The organism is Variovorax paradoxus (genome assembly GCF_009755665.1).
In the GTDB taxonomy this organism is placed as follows: domain Bacteria; phylum Pseudomonadota; class Gammaproteobacteria; order Burkholderiales; family Burkholderiaceae_C; genus Variovorax; species Variovorax paradoxus_G.
Genome location: NZ_CP046622.1, coordinates 1,908,323 through 1,923,658, shown reverse-complemented (window position 1 = coordinate 1,923,658; position 15,336 = coordinate 1,908,323). Strand labels below are relative to the sequence as shown.

Genomic DNA, 15,336 nt, shown 5'->3' with positions numbered 1-15,336 from the left:
CCTCATGAATCCCGATGCAGAAAAGCTCTGGCTGGCGCCGCGCTGGGCGCTTGCCGTGCTGCTCGCCGTGCTGGGCATGCTCGGTCCCTTTTCCATCGACACCTACATTCCGGCCTTCTCGGGCATTGCGCGCTCCATTGGCGCCACGCCCGCAGAAATGCAGCAGACGCTTTCGGCCTACCTGTTCGGCTTCGCGTTCATGAACCTGTTCCACGGCGCGCTGTCGGACAGCTTCGGCCGCCGGCCCGTGGTGCTGTGGGGCCTCGCGGTGTTCACTATTGCCTCGCTGGGCTGCGCACTGTCGCAGAACATTGCGCAGCTGGTGCTGTTCCGCGGACTGCAGGGCCTGTCGACCGGCGCGGGCATCGTGGTCTCACGCGCAGTCATCCGCGACATGTTCCCGCCGGCCGATGCGCAGCGCGTGATGAGCCAGGTGACCATCTACTTCGGCGTGGCGCCGGCCATTGCGCCCATCGTCGGCGGCTTCCTCTTCGTTCATGCCGGCTGGCATGCGATCTTCTGGTTCCTGGTGGCGGTTGGCGTGATTCTGTTCGTGGCCAACTACAAGCTGCTGCCCGAAACGCTTCACCGGAGCCAGCGCCAGCCGTTCCAGGTGCGCCACCTGATGCGCGGCTACTGGGACCTGTGCTCCGATCCGCGCTTTCTGCTGCTTGCCTTTGCAAGCGGCGTTCCGTTCAACGGCATGTTCCTCTATGTGCTGGCGGCGCCGGCCTTTCTGGGCGACCACCTCGCGCTGGCGCCAACGCAGTTCTTCTGGTTCTTCCTGCTGACCATCGGCGGCATCATGTCGGGCGCATGGGCCAGCGGCCGCATGGCGGGCAAGGTGGCGCCCAAGCGGCAGATCCGCGACGGCTTCTTGATCATGCTGGTGACGTCGCTGGTGAACGTTGCGGCCAACGCGCTGTTCACCGCGCACGCCGCGTGGGCCTTGTGGCCGCTGGCAGTGTTCGCCTTCGGCTGGGCGCTGATGGTGCCGGTGGTCACGCTGCTGGTGCTCGACCTCCATCCGGAGCGGCGCGGCATGGCCTCGTCGCTGCAGGCCGTGATCGGCTCCACCGCCAACGGCATCGTTGCCGGCGTGGTGGCGCCGCTGGTCATGCATTCCACGCTGGCACTGGCGCTGACGTCGATGCTGATGCTGGGCATCGGCCTCGTCGCATGGGTCTGGCTGCACGGGCGGTGGCCCGAAATCGGCCGCCGCGTGGCCGCGGAGGTCTGAAGCCATGCCGCAGTTTTCCGCCTTGCTCACCCATGCGCGCGCCTGGCTGCCGGGCCGCAACACCGTCGACATTCGCGAGCGCATGCGCGCCGTGGCCGGCGCGGCAATCGGCCTGGTCATTACCGCGCTGCTGTGCCGCTGGATGGCCGAAGCAGCGGGTATCAGCATCTGGCTCATTGCGCCGATGGGCGCGAGCGCGGTGCTGGTATTTGCCGTGCCCGCGAGCCCGCTCGCACAGCCTTGGTCGGTCATCGTCGGCAACACGCTGTCGACACTGGTGGGCATTGCCTGCGTCCACTGGATACCGGACGCGGCCTGGGCCGCCGCGTTGGCCGTCGGCGCGGCCATCGGGCTGATGTTTGCCACGCGCAGCCTGCACCCGCCGGGCGGCGCCGCCGCGCTGCTCTCGGTGCTGACGCACACCACCGACTTTTCCGCGGCGCTGTTCCCCACCCTCGTGAACTCGCTGCTGCTGGTGCTGGCCGGCGTGGCCTACAACACGCTCACGGGCAGGCGCTATCCGCACGTGCAGGTGGCACGGCCGCCCTCGGCGGATGCCCGGTTCAGCCAGGCCGACATCGATGCGGTGCTGGCCCGCTACAACCAGGTGCTGGACATCAGCCGCGACGACCTCGAATCGCTCATCCAGCAGACCGAACTCGAGTCTTACAAGCGGCGCCTCGGCACGCTGCACTGCGCCGACATCATGTCGCGCGAGCCGGTGTCGGTGGAGTTCGGCACGCCGCTGCAAGAGGCCTGGACGCTGATGAACCAGCGCCGCATCAAGGCCCTGCCCGTCATCGACCGCACGCGCCGCGTGGTCGGCATCGTGACGCAGGCCGACTTCTTTCGCATGCTCGACCTCGAGCACCACGAAGGCATTGCGGGGCGCCTGCGCGACCTGATCCGCGCCACGCGCACCGTGGTGTCGAACAAGCCGGAAGTGGTCGGCCAGATCATGACGCGCCAGGTGCGCGTGGCCAGCGCCGACCGGCCGGTGGTCGACCTGGTGCCGCTGTTCTCAGAAGGCGGCCACCACCATATCCCTATCATCGACCATGAAAGGCGGCTCACCGGCATGATCACGCAGTCGGATTTCGTGCGTGCGCTCTATCGTGCCGTGCGGCCCGAGAACTGAAACCTTTCAAGGAGCGCACATGGCGTGGGTCGTGTTGTTGGTGGCGGGTCTGCTCGAAATGGGCTGGGCCATCGGTCTCAAGTACACCGAAGGATTTACCAGGCTCTGGCCCTCGATCGGCACGGCCATTTCAATGGTGCTGAGCGTGGTGCTGCTGGGCTGGGCAATGCGCTCGCTGCCCGTGGGCACCGCCTATGCCGTGTGGACCGGCATCGGTGCCGTGGGCACGGTGATCCTGGGCATCGTGCTGTTCCACGAGCCCGCCAACGCGGCGCGGCTGATCTGCGTCGGCCTGATCGTCGCGGGCATTCTCGGGCTCAAGATCACGAGCCCGGCCTGAGCCCGCGCTTCATTCCAATACGACGTTCGCCTTCTTCACCAGCGCGGCATAGCGCGCGGCTTCGCTTCGGAAGTAGCTTGCGGCCTGTTCGGGCGAAGTCGGCTTGATGACATTGCCTTGCTTGTCCATGGCCTCGCGCACCTCTTCGCTCGTGAAAGCCGCGGCCACCGCGGCGTGCGCGCGCTGAATGTCGGCGGCCTGCATCTTGGGCGGGCCGATCACCGCGAACCAGCCTTCGACCGCGTAGTTGGGCAGGCCCTGCTCCGAAATGGTCTGGATATCGGGCGCAGCCGGCGAGCGCTGGGGGCTGCACAGGCCAATAGCGCGCAACGCGCCGCTCTTGAGGTGCGGCTGCACCGCGGGCAATGCCACCACGCCCATCTCGACCTGGCCCGCGATCATGTCGGTGACCATCGGGCCGGTGCCCTTGTAGGGAATGTGCCGCGCTTTCACGCCGGCCTCTTCCATGAACATCTCGCCGGCCAGGTGAATGATGGTGCCGTTGCCCGACGAAGCGTAGTTGTAGGTGTCTGGCTTGGCGCGCAGCAGCGCCACCAGCTCCTTCACGTTTTTGGCGGGCAGCTTCGGGTTGACCACAAGCACCAGCGGGGTCGCGCCCACCACGCTGATGGGCGTCACGTCCGCGATGGCGTCGAAGGGCAACTTCTTGTACACGGCCGGATTGATGACGTGGTTGTTCGACACCATGCCGAGCGTGAGCCCGTCGGGCGCGGCCTTGACCACCACCGATGTGCCGGTGATGCCGCCCGCGCCCGGCAGGTTTTCTATCACCACCGGCTGGCCGAAGGCCTTGCCGAGCGCAACCGATGCCGCGCGCGCGATGGCGTCCACGCCCGAACCGGCGCTGATCGGCAGGATGAAACGTACGGGCTTGTCGGAGCCCTGCGCGAGCGCGGGGCACGCGGCCAGCGCGGCGGCGGAAGCACCAAAACCCAGTACGGCGCGGCGGGTCATCGGGGGAAGCATCGTGTGCATGGTCTTGTCTCTCTTTATGGTTTTCAACTAAAGAATCGGTCAGGCGATGGCCAATTCGGCTCGCATGGCGGCCACCTGCGCCTCGGCATAGCCGAGCTCGGTCAACAGTTCCCGCGTGTGTTCGCCGAGCGTCGGCGGATCGAGCCGCACGCCCAGGCGCTCGCCGCCCAGCGTGATCGGGAACAGGGTGGTCTGCGCGGTTTCTCCTGCGCGCTCGCCGTCGGGCAGGCGGATGTCGGCAAGGCCGCCGGTGGCCTTCAGGTGCGGATCTTCGTAGAGGTCTTCTGGCCGCACGATGGGCGCGAAAGGAAGGCCGCGGGCCTCGAAGATTGCCGACAGCTCGGCGGCCGAGCGGTCGGCCAGCCGGCCGCGCAGGTCAGCGAGCAAGGCGGGCCGCACGCGAACCCGGTCGTTGTTGGTTCGCAAGGCAGGATCGGCCTTCAGGTCGTCGAAGCCGAGCGCATCACAGAACACCCGCCATTGCGCGTCGCTCACTGCGGCCAGAAAGATCTGCTCGCCGTCCTTCACGGTGAACACGTCGTACAGCGCCCAGGCCGAGATGCGCTCGGGCATCGGCGCCGCAGCCTGGCCCGTGATGGCGTACTGCAGCATGTGCTGGCCGACCAGAAACACGTTGTTCTCGAACAGCGCGGACTGCACCTCGCAGCCCTTGCCGGTCTGTATGCGCTGCATGAGCGCGGCCATCGCGCCGATGGCGCCGAACATGCCGCCCATGATGTCGTTCACGCTGGTGCCCGCGCGCAGCGGGTCGCCAGGCCGGCCGGTCATGTAGGCCAGGCCTCCCATCATCTGCACCACCTCGTCGAGCGCGGTGCGGTGCTCGTAGGGCCCGGGCAGAAAGCCGGTGTGGTTCACGTACACCAGCCGCGGGTTGAGCTTGCCCAGCGCGGCGTAGCCGAGCCCGTATTTGTCCATGGTGCCGGGCCTGAAGTTCTGCGCGACCACGTCAGCGGTGGCGCACAGGCGCAGCGCCGCCTCGAGCCCCTGCGGATGGCGAAGGTCGAGCGCAATGCTTTTCTTGTTGCGGTTGAACATCGGAAAAAAGCCCGTGCCTGCGCCCAGCAGCTGCCGCGTGCGGTCGCCCTCGATGGGTTCGACCTTGATGACTTCCGCACCCAGGTCGGCCAGCACCATGCCGCAGGTCGGGCCCATGACCATGTGCGTGAACTCGACCACGCGAATGCCGGTGAGCGGCAGGCGCTTTTCTTCAGGCTTCGTCGTGGTTTCGCTCATGCCGCGACTCCGGCGCTCGCCGCAAAGGTCTTCGGAAAGCCCGCGCGCCATACCGTGCCCTGCAGCGTTTCGCCTTCGAGCCAGCCGGCGACGCGCTCGCGCAGGTCGAGCAGCTTCGGCAGATCGACGCCGGTGCGCACGCCCATGCTCTCGAGCATGAAGACGAGGTCTTCGGTGTCGACGTTGCCGCTGGCGCCCGGCGCATGCGGGCAACCGCCGATGCCGGCCAGGCAGGCGTCGAAGCGCGAAATGCCGACTTCGAGCGTGGCATACACGTTGGCCAGCCCCAGGCCGCGCGTGTCGTGGAAATGGCCGCACCAGAAGCGGTCGCCCGCAATGCGCCGCGCGCGTTCGAACAGGCTGCGGACCATGGCGGGATCGGCATAGCCGACGGTGTCCGCCAGGCCCACCCGGTCGGCGCCCGCGTCGAGCAGCGCCTGCATCAGGCGCAGCACCTCGTCCGGCGCCACGTGGCCTTGTATGGTGCAGCCGAAAGCGGTGCCCACGCCGCCCTCGATCATCGTCTTGGAGCCCGCGGCATCGCGCGCGGCGCGGATGCGTGCAACCTCGGCCACCACTTCGTCGGGCGTCTTGCGCAGGTTGGCCAGGCTGTGCGCGTGGCTGGCCGACAGCGGCACCATCATCAGGTCGGCCTCGCCCGCAATGGCGAGTTCCGCGCCCCGCAGGTTGGGCACCAGCACCGAAGTGAAAAGCCCCGGCAGCGTCTTCGCGTAGGCCAGCAGTTCGGCCGTGTCCGCCAGCTGCGGCAGCAGGCGGGCGGGCACGAAAGAGCCGACTTCGATCTCGCGCTGCCCGGCGGCATGCGCGTCGCGGATCCACTCGAGCTTTTGTGCGGTGGGCAGCGTTCTCGCAATGCTCTGCAGGCCGTCGCGGAGGCCCACTTCGCGGACAACCGCGCTGGGCGGCAAAAAGGCGTGAGCGGCGGGCGCTACCGATGCATCGTTCAAAGCGGTCTCCTTCGTGGTCTGGTGCGATGTTAGGAGTTCCCATTCGAATCAGAAAATAGATTTTGGAAGCCAATTCGTTCCAAAATGGAATACCACATCTTCAAACCCGGCAGCCGCATGCGAGACCTCGACCTCACCACCCTCCGCCTCTTCGTCTCCGTGTGCGAAACCCGCAGCATCGCGCGCGCGGGGGAACAAGCCAGCATCGTCGGTTCGGCCATCAGCAAGCGGCTCGCGCAGCTCGAAGACGCCGTCGGCACGCCGCTGCTGCTGCGAAAGCGCCGGGGCGTGGTGCCCACGCCCGCCGGCGAAACATTGCTGGAGCATGCCCGCGCGATGCTCGGCAGCGCGCAGCGCATCGAGCGCGACATGGCCGCATATGCAAGCGGTGCGCGGGGGCATGTGCGCATCCTCGCGTCGGCCTCGGTCATGGCCGAATCGCTGGCTGAAGACGTGGCCAACTTTCTGCAGAACCCCGCGCACCGCGACATCCGGGTCGACATGGAAGAGCGCGTGAGCCCCGAGATCGTGCGCGGCATTCGAGAGGGCAGCGCGTCGATCGGGCTGTGCTGGGACGCCGCCGACCTCGAAGGCCTGCAGCGGCGCAGCTACCGCACCGACCACCTCGCAGTGGTCGCGCACCCATCGCACCCGGCGGCGCGCCGCGGCAAGGTGCGCTTCGAGGATGTGCTCGAGCACGAGTTTGTCGGCATGCCCGCGCTGAGCGCCGTGCAGCTGATGCTCGCCCGCGAAGCCGCCGTGGCCGGCAAGCCGCTGGCCTATCGCGTGCTGGTGACCAACTTCGACGCCGCGCTGCGCGTGGTGCGCGCCGGGTTGGCCATCAGCGTGGTGCCCGCGGAAGTGGCGCAGCCCTTTGCCGACGCCTACGGCCTTCGGCTCATGCCACTGACCGATGCCTGGGCGCGCCGCCGCTTCGCGATCTGCTTTCGCGGTGAAGAGACGCTGTCGCTGGCGGCGCAGCTGCTCGTGGCGCATCTCGAAAAGTGCGCGACGGACTGACCGCCCGGCATTCAATTCGACCGAAAACAGAAACTATTCATTGGTCGAATCGGGATTTTTGTTCCTTTTACTGAAACCTACCATCGGGTCTGTCACGTTGTCACCCATCAAGCCCATTCAACCGAAAGACCCGAAATGTTCCGCAGAAGCCTTCTTTCCGCTACCGCCCTTTCCGCCGCGCTGTCCCTTGCCTCGTTCGCAGCCGGGGCTGCCGAGCCGCTGAAGCTGGACGTGTACAACCCCGGCGCCAAGTCGATGTTCCCCGTGTCTTCCGAGCTGGTCACCGGCCAGGCCGATGCGGTTCTGATCGACGCGCAGTTCCAGCGCAACGACGCCGAGGCGCTGGTGCAGAAGATCAAGGCCAGCGGCAAGAAGCTGACCACGGTCTACATCAGCCACAGCGATCCCGACTACTACTTCGGCCTCGACGTGATCCAGGCCGCCTTCCCAGACGCGAAGATCGTCGCCACGCCGCAGACCGTCGCCGCCATCCAGGCATCGAAGGACGGCAAGCTCGCGCACTGGGGCCCCATCCTGAAGGAGAACGCACCCAAGGCACTGGTCGTGCCCGAGCCGCTGACCGGCGACAGCATCGAACTCGAAGGCCGCAAGATCCAGGTGGTGGGCCTCGACGGCCCGACCCCGGCGCGAACCTTTGCGTGGATTCCCTCCATCAAGGCCGTGGTCGGCGGCGTGCCCGTGTCGGCCAACATCCACCTGTGGGTGGCCGACACGCAAACGCCCGAATCGCGCCGTGACTGGCTCAAGACGCTCGGCCGCATCGAAGCGCTGCGCCCCAAGACCGTGGTGCCGGGCCACTTCGAGCCCAATGCCGATGGATCGATGCTCTACTCGGTGGCTTCGGTGAAGTTCACGCGCAGCTACCTGCAAGCCTTCGAAACCGAGGCCGCCAAGGCCAACGACTCGGCCGCGCTCGTCGCCGCCATGAAGAAGCGCTACCCCAAGCTGCAGCACGCTTCGTCGCTCGAACTGAGTGCCAAGGTGATCAAGGGAGAAATGAAATGGCCGCAGTGAACGACAACAACAGCACCGCGCTGCACTACATCTTCGATCCGATGTGCGGCTGGTGCTATGCGGCCGCACCGCTGGTCGATGCGGCGCGCAGCGTGGCCGGGCTCAAGGTCGAGTTCCATGGCGGCGGCATGATGACCGGCGCCAACCGGCGGTCCATTACCGCGCAGTGGCGCGACTACGTGATGCCGCACGACCGGCGCATTGCCGAGCTCACGGGCCAGCCGTTCGGCGAAACCTACTTCGAAGGGCTGCTGCGCGACACGGGCGCGGTCATGGATTCCGAGCCGCCGACCACCGCGGTGCTCGCGGCCGAGGTGCTGCGAACGGGTGGCGGCCTCGACATGATCCATCGGCTGCAGCGCGCGCACTATGTCGAAGGCCGGCGCATCGCCGACGTGGACGTGCTCGCAGCGGTGGCCGCAGAACTTGGCTTTGATGCCGAGGCCTTTGCATCGGCTTTCGCACGCCTGTCCGGCGAGGCCACTGCGCAGCACATTGCCGCCAGCCGGCAACTGCTACAGCGTGCCGGGGGCCAGGGCTTCCCGACCTTTGTGCTGGTGCAGGCCGATGGCAGCGCGAGCCGGGTCGACATCGGTCCGTGGCTCGGGCGTGCCGACGAATGGAAGGCGCAGCTGGCCACGCTGGCAGCGCCCGCTGGCGACGCGGCAAACGCTGGCGCCGGCCAAGCGTCGTGCGGCCCGGACAGCTGCGCAATCTAGGCCCTCACGGCCTTCGCGCTGCTACCTGCTGCACTGGAAGCTGCCCGCCTGCGACGCCTCGCCACCCGTGTAGCGCGGCCACAGCGGCCACTCGCACAGTGGCCGAGAACGAACCACCCTGAACGGTGGCTGCACTTCCTGCTCGGCCAATTGCAGGCCGCCCGGTGCGCGGCCGCGTTCGACCCAGTCGGCCAGCGCGCCGAGCATGTCGACATTGGCGGGGGCGCCGGCGCCCACGTGGTCCACGCCCGGCGCCGTGTATAGGCGCATGAAGCGGTCCACGTTGTCGCGCCCCATGCGCGCCACCACCGATTCGTAATAGCGAATGCCCGCGAACGGGCTCTGGGCGTAGTCGGCCATGTGCTCGAGCATCAGCAGCTTGCCGCCGCGGGCCTGGAACGCGCCGAGATCGGGGTTGGTCGAATCCATCAGCTGCGACACGGTGGCGATGCGCGCAGCGAAATCTTCCGCACGGTAGTTGCGCACATCGAGCGACGGATTGCGCGCATAGAAATACTGCAGCGCCCCGCTGCCGTAGAACCATGCAATGCCGTTGCTCTGTTGCGGCGGCACGGTGGGCGCGGCGGTGCCCGTCCACCACGCGTTCCAGCCGCCCGTGGCCGCAAAGGCCGGCGTGCCTTCGCCGCCGATACCCCAGCCTGGGTACTCGGTCACGCCATGCGCCAGCGGCACGGGCGAACGCCACGGCGAGCGCAGCGTGCGCACCGCCTGCACCTGCGCATCGTTCAGGCAGTTGTCTCCGCTGGTGCCCGCGGCGCAGCGCAGGCTGGCGGGATCGAAGCGCTGCAGGCAGCCTACCGGGTTCGACACGATGCCGTCCACAGCACCGTCAGTGGCGTCGCATGACGCGAGCACAGCGTTGTGCACCAGCTGCACCTGCGCGGGCCGCAGCCATCCTTCGCCCATGGTGGCGATGCCGTTGCGCGTGCCGGCATGCTGCAGCCCCGTCCAGTTGATGACCGGCACGCGGCTGAAGATGCCGTCGAAATCCCGCGGATAGCGCTGCGCCATGGTGAGCCCTTCGCGGCCGCCTTCGGAGCTGCCCACGAAGTACAGCTTCTGCGGTGCCTGCCCGTAGGCGCGCTGAATCAGCGCCACCGCCACGTCGCGCACCTTCTTGTACGAGGCGTGCGCAAAATTCACCAATGCCTCGTCGTTGAGCGCAAAAGCCTGCGGCGGCTGGCCCTGCACGTTCTGATGGCCGGAGTCGGTGCCGTAGGTTACGTAGCCTTGCGCGAGCGGCGTAGGCTGGTCGAAACGCGCGCCCGGCACCAGCGCAAGGCCGGTGATCAGCACGCCGTTGAATCCGCCACCACCGTACTGCACGCTGCGCCCGTTCCACACGAGCGGCAGGTTCACCTGGAAAAGGATGGGCGGCGCGGCCGCATCGAGCGGCGCGATGCGGCCGAGCACCTTGCAGTGCGCTGGCGTCGGCGGCGTGATGCGCCCCGCGGGGGTGCCCGCGCGCTCGGCCACAGCCAGCGCGGCGGCTGGAACGAGCGTGGCCGAGTCGACCGTGGCCGCACCGCTCGGCAGGCCGATGGCCGCGGGCGCCACCGGTGCAACGAGCGCCGCGCAAGATGCCGCGGGATTGCCGCCGAGCGAAAGGCTCTGCGGCCCCGTGGTGGTGCCGCAGGCAGCCAGCAAGATGGCGGAGGCCAGCATGGCGCCCCCGCAAAATACTTTCTTCGGGGTCGCCATTTGTGTGTGTCTCCTTCTTGTTTGCCGGGACGGTTACCGGGCCACGCCCAGCAATCTTTCAAGCACCTGCGGCTGGCTGCGCAATGCCGCCGCGCTATCGGTGTGCACGATGGTGCCGTGGTCGAGCACCACCGCGTGGTCGGAAATCGCGAGGATCGCCTGCGGGTGCTGCTCCACGATGATGGCCGCCAGCCCTTCGTCCTGGGTAATGCGTCGGATGGCGCGCAACAGCTCTTCGACGATGATCGGCGCGAGGCCTTCGAGCGGCTCGTCGAGCAGCAGCAGCCGGGGGTTGAGCACCAGCGCGCGGCCCACGGCGAGCATCTGCTGCTCGCCGCCCGAAAGCTGCGTGCCGAGGTTGGTCTTGCGCTCGGCAAGGCGCGGGAACATCTCGTAGACGCGCTGCGGGTTCCACTTTCCAGGACGCTCCACCGCGGTGAGGTTTTCATGCACCGTGAGCGACTTGAAGATGTTGCGCTCCTGCGGCACCCAGCCGATGCCGGCTGCCGCGCGCTGGTGCGGTGCGAGCTTGTGCAGGGCTTGCCCGCCCAGCGAAATGCTGCCGCCGTGCTGCCGCGTGGCGCCCGCCAGCGTATTGATGAGCGTGGTCTTGCCCGTGCCGTTGCGCCCCAGCAGCGCCAGCGTTTGCCCTTCGCCGAGCGAAAAAGCAACGTCGTGCAGCACCACGGCCTCGCCGTAGCCGGCGCTCAGGTTCTCGATGCGAAGCAATTCAGACATGGGCGTGCTCCCCGTGGCCCAGATAGACCTCTTTCACCTTCGGATCGTTGGCGATGGTTTCGGGGTCGCCCTCCGTCAGCAGCGCGCCGTTCACCAGCACCGTCATGCGGTCGGCAAAGCTGAACACCAGGTCCATGTCGTGTTCGATCAGCAGTACCGACACATCGGCCGGCAATGCGGCAACGGTTTCAAGCAGCTCTTCGCGCTCGCCGGCGGGCACGCCGGCCACGGGTTCATCGAGCAGCAGCACGCGCGGTTCGCAGGCCAGCGCAATCGCAATCTCGAGCAGGCGGCGCTTGCCGTAGGCCATGAACTTCGTCTGCTGTCGGGCCACGTCACCGAGGTGAAACTGCTCGAGCAACTGCGCCGCGCGTTCAGTCACCGCCTTGGTGGAGCCCAGCGGGCGCCACCACTGCGACGAGATGCCCTGGTGCTGCGAGACGACGAGCGCGAGCGTTTCGAGCGGCGTCATCGAATCGAACAGCTGGTTGATCTGAAAAGTGCGCACCAGGCCGCGCGCCACGCGCTTGTGCGGCGCCAGCGTGGTGATGTCTTCACCGAGCAGCGAGATGCGGCCTTCGGTCGGCGTGAGCACACCGGTCAGCAGGTTGATGAGCGTGGTCTTGCCGGCGCCGTTGGGGCCTATCAGCGCATGGCGCGCACCGCGCTTGAGTTCCATGGTGACGTTGTGGGTGGCCGTGATGCCGCCGAAGCGCATCACCAGGCCTTGCGTGGAAAGCACGGTTTCGGTCACGATGCACCGGCCTTCTTCTTGCCTAGCCACGTCCACGGCTTGAGCACGCGGTCGCGCCCCACCAGAACCAGCAGCACCAGCAGCAGCCCGATCCAGAACATCCAGTACTGCGGCGTCACGGCCGAGAGCCAGTTCTGCAGCAGCTTGAAGACGATGGCCCCCGCCACGCCGCCGTAGAGCCAACCCACGCCGCCGATCACCAGCATGAGCAGCACGTCGGCCGATCGGTCGAAAGCCAGCACGTCGAGCGAGGCAAAGCCGGTGGTCTGCGCCAGCAGCGCGCCGGCGGCACCGGCAATGCCGGCCGCCACGGTGTAGATGACCACGAGCCGCGACACCACCGGAATGCCGATGGCCATGGCACGCAGCCGGTTGTCGCGAATCGCCTTCAGCGTGGCGCCGAAGGGCGAGTGCACGATGCGGCGCATCACCAGGAACAGCAACAGCATCACGGCCAGCGAATACCAGGCGGCCGTGCGGCCATACAGGTCGAACTCGAACAGGCCGAGCACCGGCCCCATCACCACGCCCTGCAGCCCGTCGGCTCCGCCGGTGAGCCAGTCGAGCTTGTTGGCAAGCTCGAGCAGCAGCAGCGCGGTGCCCAACGTGACCATCAGCCGCGTGAGGTCGCTGCCGCGCAGGATGGTGACGCTGGCCACAAGGCCGAGCATGGCCGAGAGCACGGTGGCCACCACCAGGCCCACGGTCGGGTCCGGCATCACGAGCTTGGCGAACAGCGCCGCGGTGTAGGCACCAAAGCCGAAGAAGGCGGCATGGCCGAGCGACACGATCCCGGTGTAGCCGAGGATCAAATCGAGCGACATCGCGAACAGCGCAACGATGGCGATCTCGTTGACCAGCAACGAATGCGAAGGCATGAGAAACGGCAGCGCGAACGCCACGGCCCACACCACGAATTCGAGCGGGCGCCATCGCGCCTTGTGCAGCAGGGTCGACTGGTACGTTGAAGGCTCGTTCATTCAGCGGCCTCCCTTGCGCGTGAACAAGCCCTGCGGCCGCCACATCAATATCAAGATCATGAGCAGGTAGACGGTGAACGCGCCCATCTTGGGAATGAAATACTTGCCCGCCACATCCGCAATGCCAAGCAGCAGCGCAGCCGCGAGCGGCCCGGTAATCGACGAGGTGCCGCCGACCGACACCACGATCAGGAAATAGATCATGTACTTGAGCGGAAACGTCGGGTCGAGCCCGAGGATCTCGGCGCCCAGCGCACCGCCCAGCCCTGCGAGGCCTGAACCCACCGCAAAAGTCAGCAGGAACACAACGTTGACGTTGATGCCCAACCCCGAAGCCACGCGCGGGTCATCCACAGCGGCGCGCAGCCGGCTGCCGAAACGAGTCTTCGAGAGAATGAGCTGAAGCACGACCGTGAGCACGGCGCACACGGCAATGATGAAGAGCCGGTAGTGCCCCATGCCGAGCAGCAGCGCGCCGTCGCCCACCTCGGTGCGGCCGCGCAGCCATTCAGGCAATTGGATGTTCTGCTGCGAAGAACCGACAAAGTAGTCGATGGCCGCCACGGCCATGAAGGCAAGGCCAATGGAAAACAGCACCTGGTCGAGGTGCGGCTTGCCGTACATGGGCCGGTAGAGCGTGCGCTCGAGCAATGCGCCAGCTAATGCCACCACGATGAATGCGAGCGGAAGGCAAGCCAGGAATGGCACGCCGAGTTTCTGCATCGCAAAAACGGTGAGGTACCCGCCCGCCATGGCGAAGGCACCGTGCGCCAGGTTGATGAAGTTCATCAACCCGAGCGTCACGGCGAGTCCGACCGCGAGCACGAAGAGCAGCATGCCGTAGGCGATGCCGTCGAAAAGAATGGTCAACATGTCATTTTTTCCACCACGTTGTTGCGCGGCTTGCTTTCTGGGCGCTGTTGTTCAGGGCGTGTGCAAAGGCCACCGGGTACTCCCCTCCGCGAATGTCCCCCGGCCTTCGGCCTCCTCCTTTATTTCGCTGCGGGGAGCACCCGATGCCCTGTGCACTGGTACGCGCGGCTGGTGCACCGCTGATCAACGACTGCTCTGAATCACGCACCTGCTGGCGGGGTGCCTTGCGCAGCGAAATAAAGGAGGAGGGGCGCAGCCCCGGGGGACATTCGCGGAGAAAGGTACCCCGTCGGCGGGTGCGCGCCCTGAAGGCAACTACTTCGCCTTGCCCGGATCCTTCACACCCTTGATCACGTCGAACTCGACGTTATAGAGCTGTCCGTCCTTCTTCTCGACCTTGCGCAGGTACACGTCTTGCACGATGTCGCGCGTTTGTGCATCGATGTACACCGGCCCGCGCGGGCTCTCGAAGATCTGGCCCTTCATGGCTGCGAGCAGTGCGTCGCCGCCGCCCTGGCCCTTGGTGGCCTTGAGCGCCTCATAGATCACACGCATGCCGTCATAGCCGCCCACGGCCATGAAGTTGGGGCGCATTTTGGGGTTGGCCTTCTGGAAGGCCTCGACAAACTTCTTGTTGGCCGGCGAAGGATGCGCGGCCGAGTAGTGGTGCGAGGTGACCACGCCCAGCGCGCCGTCGCCCATGTCATTGAGCTGGTCATCGTCGGTCACGTCGCCGGTGGCGATCATGCGGATGCCGGCCTTGTCCATGCCGCGCTCGAGAAACTGCTTCATCACCGCCGCGCCGGCACCCGAGGGCACGAAGACGAACAGCGCATCGGGCTTGAGGTCGCGCACCTTCTGCAGGAACGGCGCGAAGTCTGGGTTGCGCAGCGGCACGCGCAGCTTCTCGACCACCTTGCCGCCGTTGAGCTGGAAGCGCTCGGTGAAGAATTTCTCGGCGTCGTTGCCGGGGCCGTAATCGGCCACGAGCGTGACGACTGTCTTCACGCCGTTCTTGGGCGCCCAGTCGCCCATGGCCACCGACACCTGCGGCAGCGTGAAGCTGCTGCGCACGATGTAGGGCGAGGCTTCGGTAATGCTCGAAGTGGCCGCGGCCATCACGACCTGAGGCGTTTTCGATTGCGTAGCCAGCGGCGCTGCGGCCAGCGCGGCCGGCGTGACGCCGAAGCCCGCAATCACGTTCACCTTGTCGTTCACGATGAGTTCCTGCGCGAGGCGCTTGGTCACGTCCGGCGTGGCCACGTCGTCCTTGACGATCAGCTCGATCTTCTTGCCCGCAACGGTATCGCCGTTCTGCGCCATGTACAGCCGGGCGGCTGCTTCGATCTGGCGGCCGGTGGAGGCCTGCTGGCCGGTCATGGGCAGGATGAGGCCGATCTTGAACTTGTTGCTGTCTTGTGCGCTGGCAAGCGACATGGAAAGCGCAAGCGCCGTGAGGCCTGCGGTCTGGATGAGTTTGCGTCTTTGCATGAGGTTTTCCTTGGAGAGACGAATACGAACCAGGGGCCATTTTTCAACACTTTGCAACATGCGGCGGA

At 66.7% G+C, this 15,336-nt stretch carries 15 protein-coding genes; 6 read left to right on the top strand and 9 right to left on the bottom strand.

The genetic code is table 11. The features are described from left to right. Positions 1–4: 4 nt before the first annotated feature. Genes GOQ09_RS08930 through sugE form a run of 3 tightly spaced genes read left to right on the top strand, consistent with a single transcriptional unit; the run spans position 5 to position 2,718 of the window. Positions 5–1,240 (top strand): multidrug effflux MFS transporter, encoded by a 1,236-nt coding sequence (locus tag GOQ09_RS08930; protein WP_157613112.1) that lies wholly within the window; start codon positions 5–7, stop codon positions 1,238–1,240. A gap of 4 nt (positions 1,241–1,244) precedes the next feature. Continuing rightward, complete coding sequence (locus tag GOQ09_RS08925; RefSeq protein WP_157613111.1) at positions 1,245–2,378, top strand: HPP family protein; 1,134 nt, start codon at positions 1,245–1,247, stop codon at positions 2,376–2,378. Positions 2,379–2,397: 19 nt separating this feature from the next. Then, entirely contained in the window at positions 2,398–2,718 is a 321-nt protein-coding gene (gene sugE / locus GOQ09_RS08920) for a quaternary ammonium compound efflux SMR transporter SugE (RefSeq protein ID WP_157613110.1), read from the top strand. A gap of 9 nt (positions 2,719–2,727) precedes the next feature. Here sugE and GOQ09_RS08915 read toward each other — a convergent pair whose 3' ends face one another. Genes GOQ09_RS08915 through GOQ09_RS08905 form a run of 3 tightly spaced genes read right to left on the bottom strand, consistent with a single transcriptional unit; the run spans position 2,728 to position 5,936 of the window. After that, positions 2,728–3,714 (bottom strand): tripartite tricarboxylate transporter substrate binding protein, encoded by a 987-nt coding sequence (locus GOQ09_RS08915; protein ID WP_157613109.1) that lies wholly within the window; start codon positions 3,712–3,714, stop codon positions 2,728–2,730. 39 nt (positions 3,715–3,753) lie between these two features. After that, entirely contained in the window at positions 3,754–4,968 is a 1,215-nt protein-coding gene (locus tag GOQ09_RS08910) for a CaiB/BaiF CoA transferase family protein (RefSeq protein ID WP_157613108.1), read from the bottom strand. Further along, entirely contained in the window at positions 4,965–5,936 is a 972-nt protein-coding gene (locus GOQ09_RS08905) for a hydroxymethylglutaryl-CoA lyase (protein ID WP_157613107.1), read from the bottom strand. Before GOQ09_RS08905 ends, GOQ09_RS08910 begins: the two co-directional genes overlap by 4 nt. 117 nt (positions 5,937–6,053) lie before the next feature. Between GOQ09_RS08905 and GOQ09_RS08900 the strand changes: the two genes are divergently transcribed. The 3 genes from GOQ09_RS08900 to GOQ09_RS08890 all read left to right on the top strand — a co-directional run bounded on the left by GOQ09_RS08900 (position 6,054) and on the right by GOQ09_RS08890 (position 8,710). Further along, positions 6,054–6,956 (top strand): LysR family transcriptional regulator, encoded by a 903-nt coding sequence (locus tag GOQ09_RS08900; protein ID WP_126747383.1) that lies wholly within the window; start codon positions 6,054–6,056, stop codon positions 6,954–6,956. 135 nt (positions 6,957–7,091) lie between these two features. Beyond that, the gene (locus GOQ09_RS08895) at positions 7,092–7,991 is read left to right on the top strand and encodes an MBL fold metallo-hydrolase (RefSeq protein WP_157613106.1); all 900 of its coding nucleotides are present in this window, start codon (positions 7,092–7,094) and stop codon (positions 7,989–7,991) included. Continuing rightward, positions 7,979–8,710: a DsbA family protein gene (locus GOQ09_RS08890; RefSeq protein WP_157613105.1), complete on the top strand. Its 732-nt coding sequence runs from the start codon at positions 7,979–7,981 to the stop codon at positions 8,708–8,710. Before GOQ09_RS08895 ends, GOQ09_RS08890 begins: the two co-directional genes overlap by 13 nt. Positions 8,711–8,731: 21 nt before the next feature. Here the strand turns inward: GOQ09_RS08890 and GOQ09_RS08885 are convergent, their stop codons facing one another. The 6 genes from GOQ09_RS08885 to GOQ09_RS08860 all read right to left on the bottom strand — a co-directional run bounded on the left by GOQ09_RS08885 (position 8,732) and on the right by GOQ09_RS08860 (position 15,268). Then, positions 8,732–10,432 carry a tannase/feruloyl esterase family alpha/beta hydrolase gene (locus tag GOQ09_RS08885; RefSeq protein WP_157613104.1) on the bottom strand — a complete coding sequence of 567 codons (1,701 nt, stop codon included), beginning with the start codon at positions 10,430–10,432 and terminating at the stop codon, positions 8,732–8,734. A 33-nt stretch (positions 10,433–10,465) separates the two neighbouring features. Beyond that, a complete protein-coding gene (locus GOQ09_RS08880) occupies positions 10,466–11,170 on the bottom strand; it encodes an ABC transporter ATP-binding protein (RefSeq protein ID WP_157613103.1) in 705 nt (234 codons plus the stop codon). After that, on the bottom strand, positions 11,163–11,924 hold the full coding sequence (locus GOQ09_RS08875) for an ABC transporter ATP-binding protein (protein WP_157613102.1): 762 nt from the start codon (positions 11,922–11,924) through the stop codon (positions 11,163–11,165). Before GOQ09_RS08875 ends, GOQ09_RS08880 begins: the two co-directional genes overlap by 8 nt. Next, positions 11,921–12,904, bottom strand: a complete 984-nt coding sequence (locus GOQ09_RS08870) for a branched-chain amino acid ABC transporter permease (protein ID WP_157613101.1) — start codon at positions 12,902–12,904, stop codon at positions 11,921–11,923. Before GOQ09_RS08870 ends, GOQ09_RS08875 begins: the two co-directional genes overlap by 4 nt. Beyond that, a complete protein-coding gene (locus tag GOQ09_RS08865) occupies positions 12,905–13,777 on the bottom strand; it encodes a branched-chain amino acid ABC transporter permease (RefSeq protein WP_157613100.1) in 873 nt (290 codons plus the stop codon). A gap of 315 nt (positions 13,778–14,092) precedes the next feature. Next, positions 14,093–15,268, bottom strand: a complete 1,176-nt coding sequence (locus GOQ09_RS08860; protein WP_157613099.1) for an ABC transporter substrate-binding protein — start codon at positions 15,266–15,268, stop codon at positions 14,093–14,095. Positions 15,269–15,336 lie beyond the last annotated feature (68 nt).

Coding starts and splice junctions, on each gene's coding strand:
- GOQ09_RS08895 (WP_157613106.1), top strand. CDS start 7,092: ATGTTCCGCAGAAGCCTTCTTTCCGCTACCGCCCTTTCCGCCGCGCTG.
- GOQ09_RS08910 (WP_157613108.1), bottom strand. CDS start 4,968: ATGAGCGAAACCACGACGAAGCCTGAAGAAAAGCGCCTGCCGCTCACC.
- GOQ09_RS08880 (WP_157613103.1), bottom strand. CDS start 11,170: ATGTCTGAATTGCTTCGCATCGAGAACCTGAGCGCCGGCTACGGCGAG.
- GOQ09_RS08870 (WP_157613101.1), bottom strand. CDS start 12,904: ATGAACGAGCCTTCAACGTACCAGTCGACCCTGCTGCACAAGGCGCGA.
- GOQ09_RS08900 (WP_126747383.1), top strand. CDS start 6,054: ATGCGAGACCTCGACCTCACCACCCTCCGCCTCTTCGTCTCCGTGTGC.
- GOQ09_RS08890 (WP_157613105.1), top strand. CDS start 7,979: ATGGCCGCAGTGAACGACAACAACAGCACCGCGCTGCACTACATCTTC.
- GOQ09_RS08865 (WP_157613100.1), bottom strand. CDS start 13,777: ATGTTGACCATTCTTTTCGACGGCATCGCCTACGGCATGCTGCTCTTC.
- GOQ09_RS08915 (WP_157613109.1), bottom strand. CDS start 3,714: ATGCACACGATGCTTCCCCCGATGACCCGCCGCGCCGTACTGGGTTTT.
- sugE (WP_157613110.1), top strand. CDS start 2,398: ATGGCGTGGGTCGTGTTGTTGGTGGCGGGTCTGCTCGAAATGGGCTGG.
- GOQ09_RS08860 (WP_157613099.1), bottom strand. CDS start 15,268: ATGCAAAGACGCAAACTCATCCAGACCGCAGGCCTCACGGCGCTTGCG.
- GOQ09_RS08925 (WP_157613111.1), top strand. CDS start 1,245: ATGCCGCAGTTTTCCGCCTTGCTCACCCATGCGCGCGCCTGGCTGCCG.
- GOQ09_RS08930 (WP_157613112.1), top strand. CDS start 5: ATGAATCCCGATGCAGAAAAGCTCTGGCTGGCGCCGCGCTGGGCGCTT.
- GOQ09_RS08885 (WP_157613104.1), bottom strand. CDS start 10,432: ATGGCGACCCCGAAGAAAGTATTTTGCGGGGGCGCCATGCTGGCCTCC.